This is a genomic window from Clostridium luticellarii, assembly GCF_002995845.1.
GTDB classification, from domain to species: domain Bacteria; phylum Bacillota; class Clostridia; order Clostridiales; family Clostridiaceae; genus Clostridium_B; species Clostridium_B luticellarii.
The window spans coordinates 19,136-38,638 of sequence record NZ_PVXP01000005.1 but is presented as its reverse complement, the minus strand read 5'-3'; the positions used below and the strand labels follow the sequence as shown (position 1 = coordinate 38,638).

At 37.0% G+C, this 19,503-nt stretch carries 16 protein-coding genes and 1 pseudogene; 16 read left to right on the top strand and 1 reads right to left on the bottom strand.

The window, feature by feature from the left end; translation table 11 throughout:
- Positions 1-3 precede the first annotated feature (3 nt).
- The 3 genes from CLLU_RS03285 to pyk all read left to right on the top strand — a co-directional run bounded on the left by CLLU_RS03285 (position 4) and on the right by pyk (position 6,483).
- Positions 4-3,477, top strand: a complete 3,474-nt coding sequence (locus tag CLLU_RS03285) for a DNA polymerase III subunit alpha (RefSeq protein WP_170065725.1) — start codon at positions 4-6, stop codon at positions 3,475-3,477.
- Between the two features lie 251 nt (positions 3,478-3,728).
- Positions 3,729-4,685: a 6-phosphofructokinase gene (gene pfkA / locus CLLU_RS03280; protein ID WP_106008152.1), complete on the top strand. Its 957-nt coding sequence runs from the start codon at positions 3,729-3,731 to the stop codon at positions 4,683-4,685.
- 40 nt (positions 4,686-4,725) lie between these two features.
- On the top strand, positions 4,726-6,483 hold the full coding sequence (gene pyk / locus CLLU_RS03275) for a pyruvate kinase (RefSeq protein WP_106008151.1): 1,758 nt from the start codon (positions 4,726-4,728) through the stop codon (positions 6,481-6,483).
- Positions 6,484-6,666: 183 nt separating this feature from the next.
- On the opposite strand, the gene CLLU_RS18830 is transcribed toward pyk, so the two are convergent.
- Entirely contained in the window at positions 6,667-6,807 is a 141-nt protein-coding gene (locus tag CLLU_RS18830; protein ID WP_170065724.1) for a hypothetical protein, read from the bottom strand.
- 361 nt (positions 6,808-7,168) lie between these two features.
- Here CLLU_RS18830 and rlmD point away from each other — a divergent pair, with 361 nt between their 5' ends.
- The 13 genes and pseudogenes from rlmD to CLLU_RS03210 all read left to right on the top strand — a co-directional run bounded on the left by rlmD (position 7,169) and on the right by CLLU_RS03210 (position 19,502).
- Positions 7,169-8,659: a 23S rRNA (uracil(1939)-C(5))-methyltransferase RlmD gene (gene rlmD, locus CLLU_RS03270; protein ID WP_106008150.1), complete on the top strand. Its 1,491-nt coding sequence runs from the start codon at positions 7,169-7,171 to the stop codon at positions 8,657-8,659.
- A gap of 322 nt (positions 8,660-8,981) precedes the next feature.
- Positions 8,982-9,290 carry a UPF0175 family protein gene (locus tag CLLU_RS03265; RefSeq protein WP_106008149.1) on the top strand — a complete coding sequence of 103 codons (309 nt, stop codon included), beginning with the start codon at positions 8,982-8,984 and terminating at the stop codon, positions 9,288-9,290.
- Positions 9,262-9,792, top strand: a complete 531-nt coding sequence (locus tag CLLU_RS19510) for a PIN domain-containing protein (RefSeq protein ID WP_420866702.1) — start codon at positions 9,262-9,264, stop codon at positions 9,790-9,792. Before CLLU_RS03265 ends, CLLU_RS19510 begins: the two co-directional genes overlap by 29 nt.
- Positions 9,770-9,958 (top strand): annotated as a pseudogene (locus CLLU_RS19505) (hypothetical protein); the annotation flags it as partial. The gene CLLU_RS19510 and the pseudogene CLLU_RS19505, both read left to right, overlap by 23 nt.
- Positions 9,959-10,042: 84 nt before the next feature.
- Positions 10,043-11,899, top strand: a complete 1,857-nt coding sequence (locus tag CLLU_RS03250) for a phage tail spike protein (protein ID WP_106008147.1) — start codon at positions 10,043-10,045, stop codon at positions 11,897-11,899.
- Positions 11,900-13,015: a hypothetical protein gene (locus CLLU_RS03245; RefSeq protein ID WP_106008146.1), complete on the top strand. Its 1,116-nt coding sequence runs from the start codon at positions 11,900-11,902 to the stop codon at positions 13,013-13,015.
- A 143-nt stretch (positions 13,016-13,158) separates the two neighbouring features.
- A complete protein-coding gene (locus CLLU_RS03240) occupies positions 13,159-14,526 on the top strand; it encodes a hypothetical protein (protein WP_106008145.1) in 1,368 nt (455 codons plus the stop codon).
- A 72-nt stretch (positions 14,527-14,598) separates the two neighbouring features.
- The gene (locus tag CLLU_RS03235) at positions 14,599-15,951 is read left to right on the top strand and encodes a hypothetical protein (protein WP_106008144.1); all 1,353 of its coding nucleotides are present in this window, start codon (positions 14,599-14,601) and stop codon (positions 15,949-15,951) included.
- 20 nt (positions 15,952-15,971) lie between these two features.
- Positions 15,972-16,376: a phage holin family protein gene (locus tag CLLU_RS03230; RefSeq protein ID WP_017894918.1), complete on the top strand. Its 405-nt coding sequence runs from the start codon at positions 15,972-15,974 to the stop codon at positions 16,374-16,376.
- Positions 16,376-17,056 carry an N-acetylmuramoyl-L-alanine amidase gene (locus tag CLLU_RS03225; RefSeq protein ID WP_106008143.1) on the top strand — a complete coding sequence of 227 codons (681 nt, stop codon included), beginning with the start codon at positions 16,376-16,378 and terminating at the stop codon, positions 17,054-17,056. Before CLLU_RS03230 ends, CLLU_RS03225 begins: the two co-directional genes overlap by 1 nt.
- Positions 17,057-17,222: 166 nt before the next feature.
- On the top strand, positions 17,223-17,450 hold the full coding sequence (locus tag CLLU_RS03220) for an SHOCT domain-containing protein (protein ID WP_106008142.1): 228 nt from the start codon (positions 17,223-17,225) through the stop codon (positions 17,448-17,450).
- 51 nt (positions 17,451-17,501) lie between these two features.
- On the top strand, positions 17,502-19,067 hold the full coding sequence (locus tag CLLU_RS03215; protein ID WP_106008141.1) for a recombinase family protein: 1,566 nt from the start codon (positions 17,502-17,504) through the stop codon (positions 19,065-19,067).
- On the top strand, positions 19,068-19,502 hold the full coding sequence (locus CLLU_RS03210) for a recombinase family protein (RefSeq protein ID WP_106008140.1): 435 nt from the start codon (positions 19,068-19,070) through the stop codon (positions 19,500-19,502). It begins immediately after the preceding gene.
- Position 19,503: the final 1 nt, after the last annotated feature.

Here is a 19,503-nt window from a genome sequence, read left to right as displayed (position 1 = left end):
ATTATGGAGAAAAAGTGTAAGTGGGTGAGTCTGCACCAGCATACGGGATACTCCCTTCTGGACTCTTCAGCCAAGATTCCGGAGCTTATAGCAAGGGCCAGGGAATTGGGAATGGATAGTATGGCTATAACAGATCACGGGGTCATGTATGGATGTGTGGATTTTTATAAGGAGGCCAGGGCTCAGGGGATTAAACCCATAATAGGCTGTGAGATATACGTGTCACAGGGAGATATGCATATAAAACAGAATAATGGAAAAAATGAAAACTATCATCTCGTCCTTCTTGTAAAAAATGAAGAGGGATATAAAAACCTGATGGAGATAGTTTCAACTGCCTCAATTGAAGGATTCTATTATAAACCACGGGTGGATCATGATTATTTGAAATCCCACAGCAGCGGTATCATAGCTTTAAGTGCCTGCCTGGGTGGTGAGGTGCAGGCAAATATATTAAAGGATGATCTAAATACTGCCAGGAATGCAGCGCTGTTTTACAAAGACACATTCGAGGATGGTTTTTACCTTGAACTTCAGTATCATGGAATGGAGCAGCAGCTTAAAGTCAATGATCAGCTGATGGCCATGTCCAAAGAGCTTGATATTCCCCTGGTGGCTACCAATGATGTCCATTATATAAGAAAAGAGGATTACAGAGCTCATGATATACTGCTCTGTATACAGACGGGAAAAACTGTAGATGAAGAGGACAGAATGAGATATCCTTCAGATGAATTTTATCTGAAATCTCCAGAAGAAATGTACAAGATGTTTTCAAATGTGCCTGAAGCACTGGAAAATACGGTTAAGATAGCAGAAGAATGTAATTTTGACTATGAATTTCATAAGTCAAAACTCCCCAAATTTCCTCTCCCGGAGGGAACAGATGCCTATACCTATCTGAAAGATCTGTGTTACAGCGGACTTCAGAAAAGATATGAAAATATAACTGAAAAATTAAAAGACAGACTTGAATATGAACTTGGCGTAATAAAGTCCATGGGATATGTGGATTACTTTCTCATAGTCTGGGATTTTATAAGATTTGCACGGGAAAGCAAGATTATGACGGGTCCTGGCAGGGGAAGCGGAGCAGGTTCCATAGTTGCCTATACCCTTGGAATTACAAAGATAGATCCCATAAAATACAATCTTATTTTTGAACGTTTTTTGAATCCGGAGAGGGTTTCCATGCCGGATATTGACAGTGACTTTTGCTATGAAAGACGTGGAGAGGTTATAGATTATGTGGTCAGAAAATATGGGAAACACAATGTGTCACAGATTATAACCTTCGGAACCATGGCAGCCAGGGCAGTCATAAGAGATGTGGGAAGAGCCATGAATTATTCCTATGGAGAAGTGGACAGAATAGCTAAAATGATTCCTTCAGTTTTAAATATAACTATAGATAAAGCTCTTGAGATGAATCCTGAATTCAAGGAAGCCTATGAAGCTGAGCCGAGGACTAAGGAACTCATAGATGTGGCAAGGTCTCTTGAAGGGCTTCCAAGGCACACTTCCACCCATGCTGCGGGAGTGGTAATAGCGTCAAAGCCCCTTGTGAGCTACGTGCCCCTCCAAAAAAATGAAGATAATGTAGTGACTCAATTCACCATGAACACCCTGGAGGAGCTTGGACTTTTAAAGATGGATTTTCTGGGACTCCGTACTTTGACTGTACTCAGGGATACGGTGGATATGGTAAAAAAAGACAAAGGCAGGGAAATTGATCTGGACAGTATAGATTATGATGATGAGGCCATATATTCCATGATAGGGCAGGGGAAAACCACTGGAGTATTTCAACTTGAGTCTCCTGGAATGACTTCCTTCATGAAGGAACTAAATCCAGATTCACTGGAGGACATAATAGCAGGAATAAGTCTTTACAGACCAGGTCCCATGTCTGAAATACCAAAATATATAAAGAACAAGAACAACACGGATAAAATTGAGTACATAACTCCCCAGCTCCAGCATATTCTTTCTGTTACCTATGGATGCATGGTGTACCAGGAGCAGGTAATGCAGATTGTGAGGGATCTGGCAGGATATTCTATGGGAAGAAGTGATCTTGTAAGGAGGGCTATGTCCAAAAAGAAACATCATGTTATGGAAGAGGAAAGACATAATTTCGTATATGGAATAGTGGACGAAAACGGGAAAATACAAGTTCCCGGATGTATAAGAAATGGGATATCCGAAACTATTGCCAATAAAATATTCGATTCCATGATTGATTTTGCCTCCTATGCTTTTAATAAATCTCATGCAGCAGCTTATGCAGTGGTGGCATTTCAAACTGCATATTTGATGTGTTATTATCCGGTAGAGTATACAGCAGCAATGTTAAACAGCGTAAAAGGGGATAGTGAAAAGGTTGCCTATTATATAAGATTTGCAAAAAATCAAAAAATAAAAATACTTCCCCCTGATATCAATGAAAGCTATGCTAAATTTACAGTGGAAAACGACAGTATCAGGTTCGGGCTGTCTGCTGTAAAAAATGTGGGTGAAAACATAATAAACAGCATAGTTGAATCCAGAAACCGCCATGGTAAATTTAAGGATTTAGTTGATTTCTGCAGTAATATAGATGTGAATTCCATAAATAAGAGAGTGGTGGAAAGTCTTATCAAGGCAGGTGCTTTTGACTGTTTCAACGTATACAGATCCCAGCTGGTGGCAGTACATGAGAAGGTAATTGACGGTATCATAAATTCCAGAAAGAAAAATATAAAGGGCCAGGTTAGCCTGTTCTCCCAGCTTGAAGAGAATAGTGTAAAAATACAGTATCCCCAAATAGGTGAGTTCAAGAAAAAAGACATGCTGGCTATGGAAAAAGAGATGACAGGGCTCTATCTTTCAGGGCACCCTCTTGAAGAATATGCCAAGACCTTAAAACTTCAAACCGATACCAGAATATCAGACATAGTCAGTGCGAAAACCCTGGAAGAAGGTTTTGTGGGGGAAAGCAGGGTAAAAGACGGAGATAGAGTCATAATTGGAGGGATACTTTCAGAAGTATCCAGGAAGATAACCAAAAATAATGATATGATGGCTTTTGCCAAGATAGAAGATCTGTATGGAATTATGGAAATAATAATATTTCCAGCGGTATTTCAGAAATTCAAGGATCTGATTTATGATGATTCCATGATTATAATAAGCGGAAGGGTAAGTGTCAGGGAAGAGGAGGATCCCAAACTTCTCTGTGAAAATATGGAATCTCTGGTGAGAGTGGATATAGGCAAACTCTACATTTTAATTGAGAATCAACATAGCTTAAAGAATATTTTATCTGAGATCAAATCCATATTTTCGAGCTATAAAGGTAATATGCCCGTATATTTATGTACAAAAGTGGAGAGAAAAAAATTCAGACTTGACAGAGAATTGTGGGTGGAACCTAGTTCCGAGCTCATGGCTGTTCTTAAAAGAAAATTCGGGGAAGAAAATTTAAAAATTATTTAAAAATCCGTATATTTTAGTTGTAATATAAACAAAATACTAAAGAGAAAATTTTCTTTTCAAGTTTTCAATTTTCAGGTGGAGGAAAGTGTTTTTTTGGAACTCCACCTGATCTTAAAATTAGTTTATAAATTAGTATGGCAAGATACTGAAAAAAATGTAATTCTATGCTATAATCATAGTTGTAATTATAATATGTTGGTTTTGATCAATATGGGACATTAATAGTCCCGGTGGTCGTGGGAGGTACTAATATGAAAACAATAGCTGTATTGACAAGCGGGGGAGATGCTCCGGGGATGAATGCTGCCATAAGAGCAGTAGTGAGAACAGCTCTGGATAAAAATTTTACTGTGATGGGAATAGAAAGAGGGTACAGCGGGCTTATAAACGGTGAGATAATATCCATGGACAGAAGCAGTGTGGCAGATATTATACAAAGGGGAGGAACTATATTGAAGACTGCCCGCAGTGAAGAGTTCAAAACTGAAAGCGGAAGAAAAAAAGCAGTTCAGATGCTGAAAAAATTCGGCGTAGAAGGATTGGTGGTAATTGGAGGAGATGGTTCCTTCAGAGGAGCCCGGGAATTATCTAAAATGTCTGTAGCCACTATTGGAATTCCAGGAACTATAGATAATGATCTGCCATATACGGATTTCACCATAGGATTTGACACAGCGGTAAATACGGTACTGGATGCCATAAACAAATTGAGAGATACCTCCACTTCCCACGAGCGGGTAAGTGTTGTTGAGGTCATGGGAAGAAACTGCGGGGATATAGCACTTTATTCCGGACTTGCAGGGGGAGCCGAAAATATAATCTTACCTGAGATAGGGTATGATCGGGACAAATTATGTGGAGATGTGCTGAAAGCAAAAAATAAAGGTAAATTGCATAATTTGATAGTTCTGGCAGAAGGCATTGGGGGTGCTGAAGCCCTTGCACGAAAAATACAGGATATTACGGGGATAGAGGCCAGAGCTACAAAACTGGGACATATCCAAAGAGGGGGAAGTCCCAGCTGTATGGATAGAATATTGGCCTCCAGATTTGGTTACAGGGCGGTAGAACTGCTGGAAAATGGGGATTCCTCCAGAGTGGTTGGAATCAAGGATGGAAAAATTATTGATTTGGATATAGATGAAGCTTTAAATGTACCAAGACATTTTGACGATAAATTGTACAGGATAGCAAATGCTTTGGCCTAGCAGTATTTAAAAATGAAGTGATTGAGGAGGATTGTAAAATATGCAAAAAACTAAGATGATTTTTACCATTGGGCCTGCAAGCGGCTCAGAGGAAGTTTTATCAAAGCTTATTGAAGCCGGCATGAATGTGTCAAGACACAATTTTTCACATGGGGATTATGCTGAACATGAAGAGAGGATAAATACTGTAAAGAAATTGAGGAAAAAGTACAACAGGCCAATAGCAATTATGCTGGATACCAAGGGACCTGAAATAAGAACGGGAAATTTCAAAGAAGAAGAGGTGGAACTAAGGGAAAACGACAAGTTCACCATTTACTGCGGGGAAGATGTGCTTGGAGACAGCCACAAGTGTTCTATAACCTATGAGGGATTGTGTGAAGATGTTAAAAAGGGCAACCATATATTGATTGACGACGGACTGGTTGATCTAAAAGTTGAAAGCGTTGATGGAAACAGGATAAACTGCATAGTGGAAAACAGTGGAACTATCAGCAATCACAAGGGAGTAAATGCACCGGGAGTCTCCATATCACTTCCGGCCATTACGGAAAAAGACGAAGAGGATTTAAAGTTTGGATGTAAAATGGAAATAGACATGGTGGCGGCATCTTTTATAAGGAAGGCTTCTGACGTTTTAACTATAAGAAAAGTACTTGAAGCAAATGGAGGACAAGATGTACAGATATTCTCCAAGATTGAAAGCCGTGAGGGCGTTGATAATATAGATGAAATAATAAAGTTTTCAGATGGGATAATGGTGGCAAGAGGGGATATGGGAGTGGAAATTCCCATAGAACAGGTTCCTCTGATCCAAAAATTGATAATAGAAAAATGCAACAGAGTTGGGAAACCTGTCATAACTGCTACCCAGATGTTGGATTCCATGATAAGAAATCCAAGGCCTACAAGAGCAGAAGCATCCGATATAGCCAATGCCATATTTGACGGAACGGATGCCATAATGTTAAGCGGGGAGTCAGCCAATGGAAAATATCCTGTGGAAGCTGCACGGACTATGGCAAAAATAGCTCAGACTGCAGAAGAGAAGATTGATTATGATGCTTTGCTGGAGAAAAAAAGAGAAGCTCATGTACAAAATGTTCCCAATGCCATAAGCCTGGCAACTTGTACTACTGCTTCGGAATTGAAGGCGTCAGCCATAATCACTGCAACTCAAAGCGGACATACCGCAAGAATGGTCTCAAAATATAGACCACAATGCCACATCATAGCCGTAACACCAAGTCACAGAGTTGCAAGGAGCCTGGCTCTAAACTGGGGAGTATATCCCATACTTACGAATAAGGTTGATTCAACAGATGAACTCATAGAAAATTCCGTGGCAATATCTTTAAAAAGCGGCTATGTACAAAAGGGTGATCTGGTGATTATAGCTGCAGGAATACCTGTAAGTTATTCGGGAACTACCAACATGCTGAAGGTGCATATAGTAGGCGACATACTGGTTCAGGGCAGAGGCTCCGGAATCAGACCGGGATATGGAAATGTAAAAATAGTAAACAGTCCTAAAGAGGCAGATGAAATTGTTGAAAGAGATGATATCCTGGTGATCAAGAATCTGGATAGAGGCTATATGAATGTACTGGACAGAGTTGCCGGAGTAATAGCGGAGAAAGGCGGACTGACATCACATCTTGCCATTGAGTGTATAAGTAGGGAAATACCTATAATCTGCAGTGCTGGGGGAGCAACTAAAGTGCTGAAGACAGGTACTTTTGTAACCATGGATGTAATAAGGGGCATTGTATATAACGGCAGAGCCAATATAATGTAAATATCAAATATCAGATTTCAAATATCAAATAATGAGGATTTTCGGTAGAAACGAAAATCCTCATTATTTGATATTTAATATTTATTATTTGAACTTTATAATAAAGCGGCAGTGTCCGGATAAAAAAAGAGCAGCCTCTGGGCTGCTTTAAAATTAATATATGTCAAATTCATTTAGTGTATCCTATAGATTTTTGTTGTAAGAAAAGTTGCAGGGTTCTCCTTCGCAGTTCAATACCACTTCATCTTCATCTGCTGCAAATATCACTCTTTCATTTATTACATCTTCCTGTACTTTCTTTTCAAATTTTTTATTGTTTTTCATAATAAATCCCTCCCGATTTGATTTTAATATATATGTTAATACTATAAGTTGTTTTCTGATTAATAATATCAAGTAATAATTATTCTTTAATAATATTATATCATGAACTGAAATATAGTCAACAGTTTTTTTAAAATTTATTTTAAAATTATTTTTTATTTTTTGCTTGAAAAATTGGAAATGATCATGGATTTGATGTATAATAAATAAATATATGGTTAGAATTGTATGATGGAAAGTAAGACAACTGATTCTATATTTTTGCACCTACTGCAGGTGCATTTTTTTTGATAGAATATATCTTGAGGAATCACTTGATAATATAACCAGACAATTAAAGTTTTTTAGTAGGTGAAAAGTTATGGATAAAAGAGTAGAAAAAAATATGGAATACACACTTAAAATAGATGGCATGGGATACCAGGGAGAGGGAATTGGAAAAATAAATGGATTCACTGTTTTTGTATCTGGTGCTCTGCAGGGAGAAAAAGTAACAATGAAGGTGGTAAAGGTAAACAAGAACTTTGCCTTCGGAAAATTGCTGCATATCATTGAGTCATCCCCGGAGAGAGTTAATCCGCCCTGTCCCATATACAGAAGATGCGGCGGCTGTCAGCTGCAGCACATGTCCTATAGAGCACAGCTGGATTTCAAGAAAAACAGGGTGAAGGACTGCCTTGAGAGAATAGGTAAATTCCAGGTGATTGAATCCGGTGAAGGCTCCCGCAGTGCAGATTCGAAATTTAGAAATATAAGCTCTGAAAAAAACCTTGAAGGTTCATCAGGGAATATTTTAAACTCACGGACAATTTCCACGGAAGGTACATTGAAATTATACGATACTATAGGTATGAAAAACCCCTATAGATATAGAAATAAAGTGCAGCTTCCCGTGGGCAGGTTCAATTCTAGATTGAAAATTGGATTTTATGCCAGCAGAAGTCATGACATAATAGATATGGACAGCTGTCTCATACAGGATGAGTCTGCGGATGAAACAGTGAAATTTATCAGGGAATGGATTGAAAAATACAGCATACCCGTTTATGATGAAAAAACCGGAAGAGGAATTATAAGACACATAATGCTGAGAAAAGCTTTCACCACAGGTGAAATAATGGTGGTAATCGTAACTTCCGGCGCTGAACTTCCAGCCAGGGATGAATTCATAAAAATTTTAACTGGAAATATACCTCATATAGTAAGTATAATCCAGAACATAAATGGCAGCAAAACCAATGTAGTACTGGGACAAAAATCTGTAACCCTGTGGGGAAAAGACAGTATAAGCGACTATATAGACAATTTCAAGTTCAACATATCCCCCCTGTCCTTTTTTCAGGTAAATCCAATCCAGACACGGATTCTCTACCACAAGGCACTGGAATATGCCGGTCTTACGGGAAATGAAATTGTGTTTGATGCCTACTGCGGCACCGGTACCATTTCACTTTTTCTCTCACAAAAGGCAAAAAAGGTCTACGGTGTGGAGATAATAGAAGCAGCTGTGAAAAATGCCAGAATAAATGCAGCAGAAAACAATATCCACAATGTGGAGTTCATAACAGGCAAATCCGAGGAGGTCATCCCCCGGCTCATAGAGCAGGGAACAAGGGCTGACGCGGTAGTGGTGGATCCCCCCAGAAAAGGCTGTGCCGCAGCCCTTCTCCATTCCATCGCCGACATGTCCCCAAGGACCATAGTCTATGTGTCCTGCGATCCCGCCACCCTGGCCAGAGATCTGGCAGTCCTGCGTGATCTGGGCTATGCGGCAGAAAAAGTGCAGCCAGTGGACATGTTCCCGCAGACTTCGCATACAGAATGTATTGTCGAATTGTGTCAAAATAGATGAGTAGAGGACTAAGATATATAAAATGTGTCCAGAAAGGCGTAAAAGTTTACCAAATAAAATTTTTTAAGAGGTTAGTATATTGAATAATAAGGATGTTAAAAAGTCATAAAATTTAAACAAAAAATGATCTGAACGATAAAATGAAAAGAGAGTTTCCAAAACTGAAACCGGGGGAAAATATAATAGGAGATGTTGTTAAATCTGAAATTTTGCCAAACTGACGGTGGTTTTAATGATATAAATAAAAAATACGGCAGATAATTTAATTTATCTATATTATAGGGTATAATTATAATAAATGATGATTAAGGGTGTGAAATAAATGAGTGCCGAAAAAGTAAAGGTTGATTTAAATATATCTAATGACTTAATACCTCTTATAGAAGATTTAGGGCTTTCAAGATCTTTAAATGACAATATAAAAATATCTATAGCAATTGCATTATTTACCAGTAGATCAGTGTCTTTAGCACGGGCAGCGGAAATAGCAGAAATGGGACTTTCCGATTTTATGACTTTGCTTAAAAATAAAAATATACCCTGGAATGAATATACGGAAGATGAGTTCCACATGGATGAAATTGCAGTAAAAGACTTTAAAGATGAATTGGGAGAAAGCAGGAATGATTAAAGCTATATGTAATTCAAGTCCCATTATAGGATTGAGCAGCATTAAAAAATTAGATCTGTTGTGGGAAATTTTTGATGAGGTTTATATTACAGATGAGGTTTATAGAGAGATAACAGCAGCTGAAAAGATTAAAAATATAGGAACAGAAGAATTAATTCAAGCTGTGAAGAATGGTTATATAAAAATATATAGTGTAAAAAACAAACTTTTGGTAGAACAATTATATGGAAGACTTCATAGAGGCGAACTTGAAGTAATGGTTGCAGCAAAAGAATTAAAAATAAAAAGAGTGGTAATAGATGATAGATCAGCCAGACATTTTGCAGAAACGGTATTATTGAGATCAATTGGACTTATGGGTATATTATTGTTGGCAAAAGAGTATAAGAAGATTGATAGTGTAAAGGAATATTTAGATGTATTAATAGAGAATGGTTTTAGAATGTCGGTAAAGTTGTATAATGAGGTTTTAAAATCAGCGGGAGAAATTGAAGATGACTGAACTCGGTAGAAGCTTAATAGATGAAGGAAAAGATGAAGGAAAAAAAGAAAAAACTATAGAGATAGTCAAAAGAGCAATTAAAAAAGGTATGGACAACAAAACAATAAAAGAACTGACAGATTTAGATATTGATGAAATTGAACTGATAAGGAAAGTATTAAAGTAGGATTTTCGCATTAAATCGGCTTATTATAGTTATAGTAAGCTGATTTTTTTATTATCCGAAATTAAGATGATTTGAGTTGATAAAATGATGTGTGTTTATGATAAAAAGACTGCCAAAGGAAACTTTGACAACAGCGGTCTTGGGGTATTAAGTGACGCTGTAAGCTGTTATATAACTGAAGAATTAAACGGTGATTATTCTCTGGAACTTGAGTATTATGCAAATTCTAAAAAGGCAAAATATCTTACAGAGTGGAATATCATTAAAGCAGAAGGGCAGCTTTTCAGGATATATAAAGTGGAAAAAAGCAGTGAGGTTAAAAATATTATCAAGGTATGGTCAAAACACATATTTTATGATCTTCTGTATTACTTCATAGAAAATATGCAGGCTGAAAACTGCAGTGTTAAGACAGCTCTACAGAAGTCCCTTGTAGGAGACCTGATAACTATATATTCTGCAGACAGTGATATTATAACTTCAAACTCCATCAGTATTACAGAGAAAAATCCTGTGGAAGCCATATTTTCAATAATTGCTATATGGGGATGCGGAGAACTTAAAAGAGACAACTTTGATATCAAGATATTAAAAACTATAGGTAGTGATGCAGGAGTATTGATTGCCCAGGGTAAGAATATAACAGGATTGAAATTCAATATAGACACGACAAGTGTTGTGACAAAACTCTACCCCGTAGGTAAAAATGGTGTAAAGCTTACTGAAAAATATATAAGCGTCCCCAACTGGAACAGTGATGCTTATCCGCCTTTTCCCATAATAAAAAAGGTGGAATTCAAAGATGCGGAAGATGAGGTCACATTAAGATCATTGGCTCAGGAGGCAGCAGAGGTAACAGGCTTAAGCAGGGTGAACATTGATGTGGATTTTGTTGAACTTAGCAGGACAAAGGAGTATGAAAATTATAGACACCTCCAGACAGTAAATGTAGGAGATCTGGTTATAGTAAGACATAAAGACTTTGGCATTGATGTGAAAGTACCTGTAATTAAAATAAAGAAGGATGTCTTAACTGGTGTAAATGCTGAAGTTGAACTCGGACAGCCCAGGGACAGCATATTTAACAAGCTTGATACGGCAAATATTAAAACAACCCTGGATGAACTGGGAAATAAGGTGGCCGCATCTTTCAGCTCAATGCTTTATTATGCCAATCCTGTGCCGCTGACTGTAGGTACGTCGCCCGTTGAGCCGGTTTATCTCGGGATAACAGCAGCGGCGGATACAAACCTTTCAATAAATTTCAGCATGTACTGCACAGCAGAAAGTTCATGTACAATAACAATTCAGATTCAGCTGGACAATGTGGATATTGTATTTACACCTAAGCAGAAATTGCAGCAGGGGGATAATGTTGTAGGTATGCCTCTTGGAATACCTCAGGTTCAGCAGGGAGCACATTATATAGCTGTGTTTTTAAAGGTGGATACAGGTACGATAAATATACCGATGTTCAATCTTCAGTGTATGATTGACGGAAGAAATCTCCAGGGCGGATTAAGTGCCCAACACCCGCATGCAGAATGTCTTGAGAGTCAGAAACTTGTGAATATAAACAGCTTGTATTTAAGCAAAGTGAAAAGTAACTATATGGGAACGGAATTTCAGAATCCTCTTACCCAGACAGTCGGAATTCATGAAACAGCAGATATATCAGCAATTATAAACGGCAAAAATATGAACACAAACTATGCTGTTTCAATTAAAAAATACGGGGATATCCTGTATTTCACCCCACAGTACAAGTACAGGTATTCAATAGATGAAGATGTATTAATACTGGACAGTGATGGACTCTGCTTCAGGACAATTTACGAGGGAACGGCAGCAAGTGAGTCTGTAGATTCAGGTAAAATGTACAGCTTTGAACTTCTGGACAGCGGTAATTTTGCAGGCATTGAAAAACTGGAGGTGGAATAATTGGGCATATATACTGCAGCTGTGATTTCTCCAAAGGGAAACAGCGGCATGACTTTGTTGAGTTCTCATAATGATGACAGCACAGTTAGTTTCCCGGACATTGGTTTCGATTTTTTCTATAATGGAACAAACTGCAGAACTGCAATCAGCGTAAGCGGAAATTCCTGGGTTGGTTTCACCGGTGCAGCTGAACAGCTTAAAATAAACAGGAGAGATGCCGGGGCGGATAATATCTACTATGCAAAAGAAACAGTGAATTGCAGACCAACATTCAGAATAAGATGGGAAGGACATCAGAGCTACAGCAGCTGGGGAACTCTTGATCTTGTGTGGGAGCTTATACTGTTTATGGTGCTTGTCATTGACAAAATACCTAATACAGGTACGAACTCCTTTGCAAATCCTGTACTTGGAACTACTGCCTTAACTCTTGAAAACAGCAAATCCTATGCTTTTATTCCCGGACAGGAACAGGGAAAAGCGTATACTGTCAAGGAAGGTTCCTATATTCAGACCGATATAAAATATCTTATAGCTGACGGAAGTGATATCAAACACTGGGATACTGTAAGCGAAAGCTATGTCAAAATTTCAGAACTGCCGCTGACAGCAGAAAAATTTCAAACCTATGGTGATGATATCTGCCACAAAGAAAGAACAGGACTTGTATCTTCATCTCCGGTCTTAAAAATATGGTCACCTTCAGAAGAACTGCCTGCGCCAAAAATAACCCAGACAATTGTTCCTAAACCTATAATAGTAAGAATGCTGGAGGACGTTTCATTTAGTGAAGCCTATATACAGGATATCGCAAATGTTGTATTGACCATGGACAGCATTGGCAGTGGAATCATAGCTTTTATAGTAAGCACAGACAGCGGAGTTTCATGGAAAGCATGGAATGGCAGTTCATGGATATTGGTGGATATAACAAATATGCAGGATGTAAAAAGTAAAGGGATGTCTGCTGCGGAGCTTCAGGGAATTACTGAAGCACAATGGACCTCCCTTGGATTTTCGGATAAAAAAATAAGATTTGCATGGTATATGGAAGTTAGTTCAAGTACGGATATTTTGAAATTGAAAGAATTGAGGATTAATTATAATGTAATATAGGAAAATATATGAATTTTAAAATAGTATCTAGGAGACATGATATAATAAATGTTAATATGAGGTTTTCTGAAAATATAATTGTATTTGTGATATACAATTAGTACTGGTAAGAAAAGCATGTGTTTTAAGTATTCAATGAAAGGGTGAAAAACATTATAATTAATAAAAAGACTCCATTTGATAGAGAAAAAAATGACATTCCTCTAATAAAGTTATTAATTCACACTGAGAGTTTTCATCAGGCAATTATAGATGAAGAGTTAACAATAAATTCTCTTATAGATTTAAGCCAGTTTAAATTTTTAAATATAATATTTACACCAACAGATAGTAATGATGTAATAAAAATTTTGGAACAAAAAGGCGTCGAGATAACAGAATATAAGCAATGTAAAGATTTTATTACAATAAAATCACGAACTTTTGAAAATGTAGTTTTAATGGGTAAAGACTTAGATAAGTATAAAAATAACTTGGTAGAGGGAAGTAGTGTAAATAAAATTGACTTATTCACTGCTCGAAATAATTATTTTGATTATTTTGTTGTAAGTGAAAACGATAATTTTTTTAAAAGTAAATACAGAAAAAGTAAGGATGTAGATTCTATAAATGCCATTGATCTGGTAAGAATATTATTAGTAAATCTGGGATATTTTTATGTTAATCCTTATTATAAAGTAAATGAGGGCTACTATTATTTATATAGGTTTAAAAAATTATTTTTTAATTATCAATATTCTTGGTCAAATGTTGTATCATTGCATGGTAAAAATATATCGGAAGATGTATTCAATCAATTTGATAGCTTATCGTTACGATTAGAGATGATCTGCAGAGCTGCGGATAAAGTTAGTTTTTATGATTTAAAGTATGCCAATAATGATACTCAAGATAACACTGTTTATCATTTAGGTTATTTAATTATGCTTATAACGGGTGTATTTGATGATGTTGCTTGGATAATAACAAAACTATACTCATTAAAATTGAGTAACATGGAAGTTGGGCTTAAAATACCATCAAAAAAGACTTCAACTAAATTTTATAATAAATTGCATATAAAAAATATCAAGTTATACGAATATCTTACTAATAATATTATACAAAATAAAATTAAGATGGTATATCCTCTTAGAGATACATTACAGCATAGAGAATTTATGAAAGGAATACATTATTTAGAAAAAAGTTCTGGATACGAAAAAAATTTGTATAGAATTCCGAAGAAAGTTGTAGATTGCATTAAAGTATTTTCGAAAGGTGATTTAAAAGAATTTGGCATTATGTGGTGTGATGGGAATTTATACTATATTGAAGCTCATACCTTTGTTTCCAATCTATTAAATGTAGTTACAGAAATAATAAATAACGTACTGGCACTTATAGATTGGAAAGAATACCTTAAAATTTTGTCAACTAAGGAGCTGGAAGTGTTACAACAAACAAATAATAAATTTAATCAAGGAATAGGGAAATTTTTAGGATGGTGCCAAGAGCCAATTTATTTTTAAAAAAATGCTTTATAATATTCAAAATTTTTGTAATTCTATTTTATATTCAAAATTTTAGAGAGAAGGAATCCTATGCCATACAAACAAAGTTTAGCTTACAGCAAAGATCTAATAAAGGGAACTAAAATAGAAGTGTTGAAGAAAAAACTGATAATGCCTTTCACAGGTACAGCTACGGTCAAGTTATATGATTCACTTACAGGAAAACAGATTTATGAAGCTGAAAGTGAAAACAGAATATCTGCCGTATTTGGCAGTATAGCTTATCTTGACGGTTTCTATTATCCTATGCTGGATAATGATCAGGATAATTTGCTCACCCGAATATATACAACTTATCCGTTCAGGATAATGGTTCTTACTACGGGAGATATTCCAGAAGATCCGTATGATTATTTTACCTGGGGGAGTATTGTAGGTTATGCTGACAGCCTATATAAGTACAGCAGCAGTGACAGCTTGAAGGGCAATGTAAATAGTGCTGAAACGACAAGAAATGGAAACACAAAACACTATGTCATGGATTTTCCGACAAATGCGGCCAACGGAACTTTTAAAAGCATATACTGGACAGGCGGTGCAGGAGTCGGGAGCAGTGCTCAAGTTCCCAGGATAAATCCGCTGTATGCCAGGAAAACTTTAGAAGAAGGCAGCAGTGGAAATTATCTGCCTGATTATAACTTATGCACAGATGAAACAAATCTTTATGCATTGGAAATTAATTCAGAAACACTGCATGTATATGATAAGATTACAGGTGAAAAGAAAAGTGATGCAGCGCTTCCTGCAGCTGCCAAGGCCATAGCTTATGACGGTACAAATTTCTGGATACTTATAAGTGACGGTTCTTTTAAAAAGCTGGATAAAAATTTTACTGTAGTAGAATCATATCCTAAAAGTGCTGCAATTCCAGGTGAACTTGTATCAGGTGTGCATTATTATGATATTGCAGTAAATCCCGCCAATGTGTATATAACTTATAACGGATGTATAGATTCTTCCGGATCAATTTCCAAATACAAAAGTTGTATAGCGAAGTATAATAAAGACGGTACTTTTTCTGATAAAACTCAAATATATTCTAGAAATTACAATGAAATTACTCTGACTAAAATACCCAACAATAAATTGTGGGTGATAATAGATTATGGTGCCTGCCTGCAGCTTAACAGCGATATGAGTATTTACGGCACTTCAGATTTTACATCTACTGATTACGATAGTATTGTCTGGGATGAAGATACCTCAAGATTGTTCACATTCAGCGGTGATAGTTATGGAGAGTTAAAACAGCAGTATATTGTCCCGGCTTCAGCACATACGCTTCTTCCGGAGGCAATAACCAAAACCCCTACAAATACCATGAAAATACAATATGATTTTACCTGTGACTATGTATATCCGCTGGATATGCCGCAGCATTAATAATATATGGAGGAGATAAAGTGAAAAATTTAATTAACAGTTTTCAATTAATATTTGCGGTCATTGGAGCATATACCGGGTGGTTCCTGGGAGGCTTCGATGGCTTTTTGTATGCACTGGTTACTTTTGTGGCAGTCGATTACATCACAGGACTTATGTCAGCAGTCCTTGAGAAAAAGCTTTCAAGTGAAATTGGCTTCAGGGGAATATTTAAAAAGATACTTATATTTGTACTCGTGGGAATAGGGAATATAATAGATGTGCATTTGGTTAAAAACGGTAGTGCAATACGCACTGCTGTTATTTTTTTCTACATTTCCAATGAAGGTATCAGTATAATGGAAAATTCAGCTAAGGTTGGACTTCCTGTACCTGAAAAACTGAAGAATATTTTAGAACAGATAAATGAGAGGAGAGATAAATAATGGCAAGATTATGTTTTGATTATGGACACGGCGGTTCGGACAGCGGTGCCTGCTACAAAGGCAGGAAAGAAAGTGATGATGTATTGAGTATAGGAAAAGCTGCAGCGGTAGAAGTCAGAAAATACGGAGTAACTGTCCATGAAACAAGAACTTCAGATGTGACGGTAAGTCTTGGAGAGAGGAGCAGCTTTGAAAACAGAGGTATTTATGATTATTTCATATCTTTTCACAGGAATGCATACCAGCCTGAAAAAGCCAGAGGAGTGGAAACTTATACTTATCTAAACACAGGAACAAAGGCTAAAACTCTGGCACAGAGCATACAGACATCTCTTGCAGCTTTAGGTTTTACAAACAGGGGAGTTAAAACTGCGAACTTCCATGTTCTCAGGGAGACCAAGGCACCTGCAGTTTTAATTGAGGTTGGTTTTATTGACAACAGTGCAGATAATAATCTGTTTGATGCAAAGAGAAATGAAATAATAAGGGCGATAGTCAAAGCTATATTATCCCAGTTAGGGATCAGTCATACAGAAAAAATACCGACAAAGCAGATATCCACCCAAAAAACTGTTTACAGAATTATGTCAGGCTCTTTCTCATCAAGAGAAAATGCTGAAGTTCAACTGAAAAAGTTAAAGGCAGCAGGCTTTGATGCCTGCATAATGATATATAATTAAGTAGAAATTTTATAAATAATGAATAAGGAATTGCCTGTAGGAGTTTAATCACTCTTGCAGGCTTTTTTTATTTGTACTGAAATTTTTTATACTTTTAAGGGTTCGATTATCCTCGGTTTTTTGCATATAGGTGCAAGTCATATTTGCAGAAATGGAGGTTTGATTTATGAAGGTAACAAAAATTTTAGAGGAACATATAAAAAATTCAACTCCTACAAGGGAAATTACAACAGAACAATTGCAAAGAGAATTTGATTATTTTAGAGCAGAAAGATTATTGAAAACTTTGCTGGAAAAAGGGCTTATTACTTCTTTGGAATTTAATAAAATAACAGAACTAAATCGCAAAACTTTCTCCCCGTTTTTAGCGGAGATTATGCCCTTAAATCGTTGATATATATAGGTTTAAGAGGTAATATGTGACACTAACAAGGAGGTGAAAAGCTTGAGAAAAGTTACAAAAATTGATGCCTCTTCTGTAGTAAGTCTGGTTTCGAAGAAGCTGCGAGTAGCTGCATATTGCCGTGTATCCACTGCTAGTGAAGAGCAGATGGAAAGTTTGGCAGCGCAGAAAGAACATTACGAAAAATATATAAAAGCAAATCATGGATGGGAATTCGCTGGACTGTATTATGACGAAGGCATCACTGGAACTAAAAAGGAAAAGCGAAAAGGTCTGCAGGCAATGATTACAGCTTGTGAGTTAAAGCAGATTGATTTTATTATTACCAAATCCATCAGCCGATTCGCAAGGAATACACTTGATTGCTTGGAAATGGTTCGAAAGCTGATAGACCTTGGGATTTTTCTGTATTTTGAAAAGGAAAACATCAATACTCAGTCAATGGAGAGTGAACTGATCCTTTCCATTTTAAGCAGTATGGCACAGGATGAATCTTCCTCAATCTCTGAAAATAATAAGTGGGGTGCAAAAATACGATTTAAAAATGGCACCTACAAGATTTCATACCCTCCATATGGTTATGCCAATACTGATGGAAAAATGGAAATTATTCCAGACGAGACGGAAATAGTGCGAGGCATTTTCAAATGTGCCCTTGCCGGAAAAGGCAGCTATACGATAGCCAGAGAATTGAATGAAAGCAAGGCTCCTACAAAAAAAGGTGGGAAATGGACAGGAACTTCTGTAAGAGATATTCTTTCCAATGAAAAATACACAGGAGATGTTCTTTTCCAAAAGACATACACAGACAGTCAGTTTAACCGTCATACCAATCGTGGTCAACATGAGCAGTATTTTGTACCAAACCATCATGAGGCCATCATTTGTCATAAAGATTTTGATGCGGTGCAGGCGGTCATCAGACAGCATGGAAGTGAGAAAAACATTGATAAGGGCAGTTCAAAATATCTGAATAGATATGTGCTGTCTGGAAAAATCATCTGCGGAAACTGCGGAGGACATTTTAAGAGAAGGACACATTATACAGCAAGGGGTTCTTACATTGCATGGACTTGCCAGACGCACATTGAGCATAAAGAAGAATGTGCCATGAAATACATCAGTGAGGATGGAATAAATAAAGCCTTTGTACTAATGATGAATAAGCTGAAATTTGGCTATAAATCGGTGTTAAAACCTTTACAAAATGGACTGAAAGCAATGCGTGGCGAAAGCCGTATTACAGCACTTGCTGATTTAAATGAACGCATAGAAAAAAACGCAGACCGTAAACGTGTTATAGCAGAACTTGTTGGTAAGGGATTTCTGGATGCAGCTCTTTTTACCAAGGAATTATCAGATATTATGACAGAGGCAGAAATGCTTAAGCAGGAGAAAAAGCGGCTTGAAAGGTCGGCTACAGGTAATCATCAGCAACTGTCGGAGTTGGATGCACTTATTCATTATCTTTCCAGAAATCCAGAAATTATAGAATTCGAAGATGCCATCTTTCAACGGTTTATAGAGAACATTGTTGTATATTCCAGAGATGAAATTGGATTCTGTATGAAATGCGGTATTACGCTGAGAGAAAGGATGGTGAACTAAATGGTTGCACATACACCCTATGGTTATGTAATAGAAGATGGCAAGGCTGTGATTGATGAAGTCAGTGCCAAGCAAGTTAGGCAGTTATATGAAAATTATCTGTCTGGTGACGGTCTGCAAAACGCAGCTGCCAAGGCAGGTATTAATAAATTTCATTCGGGGATATCACGAATGCTTAGTAATAAAAAATATCTTGGAACAAAGTATTATCCTGCCATTATTAATAAAAATTTATTTGATACGGTGCAAGAGGAGCGTCACAGGAGAGCGGTTGCACTGGGGAGGGTTCATGATGAAACGCTAAACGAACCACCTGATTTGGGAGTCCTTCCTGCCCCACTGAAGTTTTGGATGAGACCGTTGGAGGTTAAATTCCAAGACCCATACAAGCAGGCTGAATTTGCTTATAGTCTGATAGAAAGAGAGATGAGTTAAA

Coding starts and splice junctions, on each gene's coding strand:
- CLLU_RS18830 (WP_170065724.1), bottom strand. CDS start 6,807: ATGAAAAACAATAAAAAATTTGAAAAGAAAGTACAGGAAGATGTAATA.
- CLLU_RS03220 (WP_106008142.1), top strand. CDS start 17,223: ATGAAGGTAACAAAAATTTTAGAGGAACATATAAAAAATTCAACTCCT.
- pyk (WP_106008151.1), top strand. CDS start 4,726: ATGCAAAAAACTAAGATGATTTTTACCATTGGGCCTGCAAGCGGCTCA.
- CLLU_RS19510 (WP_420866702.1), top strand. CDS start 9,262: ATGAATTGGGAGAAAGCAGGAATGATTAAAGCTATATGTAATTCAAGT.
- CLLU_RS03265 (WP_106008149.1), top strand. CDS start 8,982: ATGAGTGCCGAAAAAGTAAAGGTTGATTTAAATATATCTAATGACTTA.
- CLLU_RS03285 (WP_170065725.1), top strand. CDS start 4: ATGGAGAAAAAGTGTAAGTGGGTGAGTCTGCACCAGCATACGGGATAC.
- CLLU_RS03225 (WP_106008143.1), top strand. CDS start 16,376: ATGGCAAGATTATGTTTTGATTATGGACACGGCGGTTCGGACAGCGGT.
- rlmD (WP_106008150.1), top strand. CDS start 7,169: ATGGATAAAAGAGTAGAAAAAAATATGGAATACACACTTAAAATAGAT.
- CLLU_RS03250 (WP_106008147.1), top strand. CDS start 10,043: ATGATGTGTGTTTATGATAAAAAGACTGCCAAAGGAAACTTTGACAAC.
- pfkA (WP_106008152.1), top strand. CDS start 3,729: ATGAAAACAATAGCTGTATTGACAAGCGGGGGAGATGCTCCGGGGATG.
- CLLU_RS03210 (WP_106008140.1), top strand. CDS start 19,068: ATGGTTGCACATACACCCTATGGTTATGTAATAGAAGATGGCAAGGCT.
- CLLU_RS03235 (WP_106008144.1), top strand. CDS start 14,599: ATGCCATACAAACAAAGTTTAGCTTACAGCAAAGATCTAATAAAGGGA.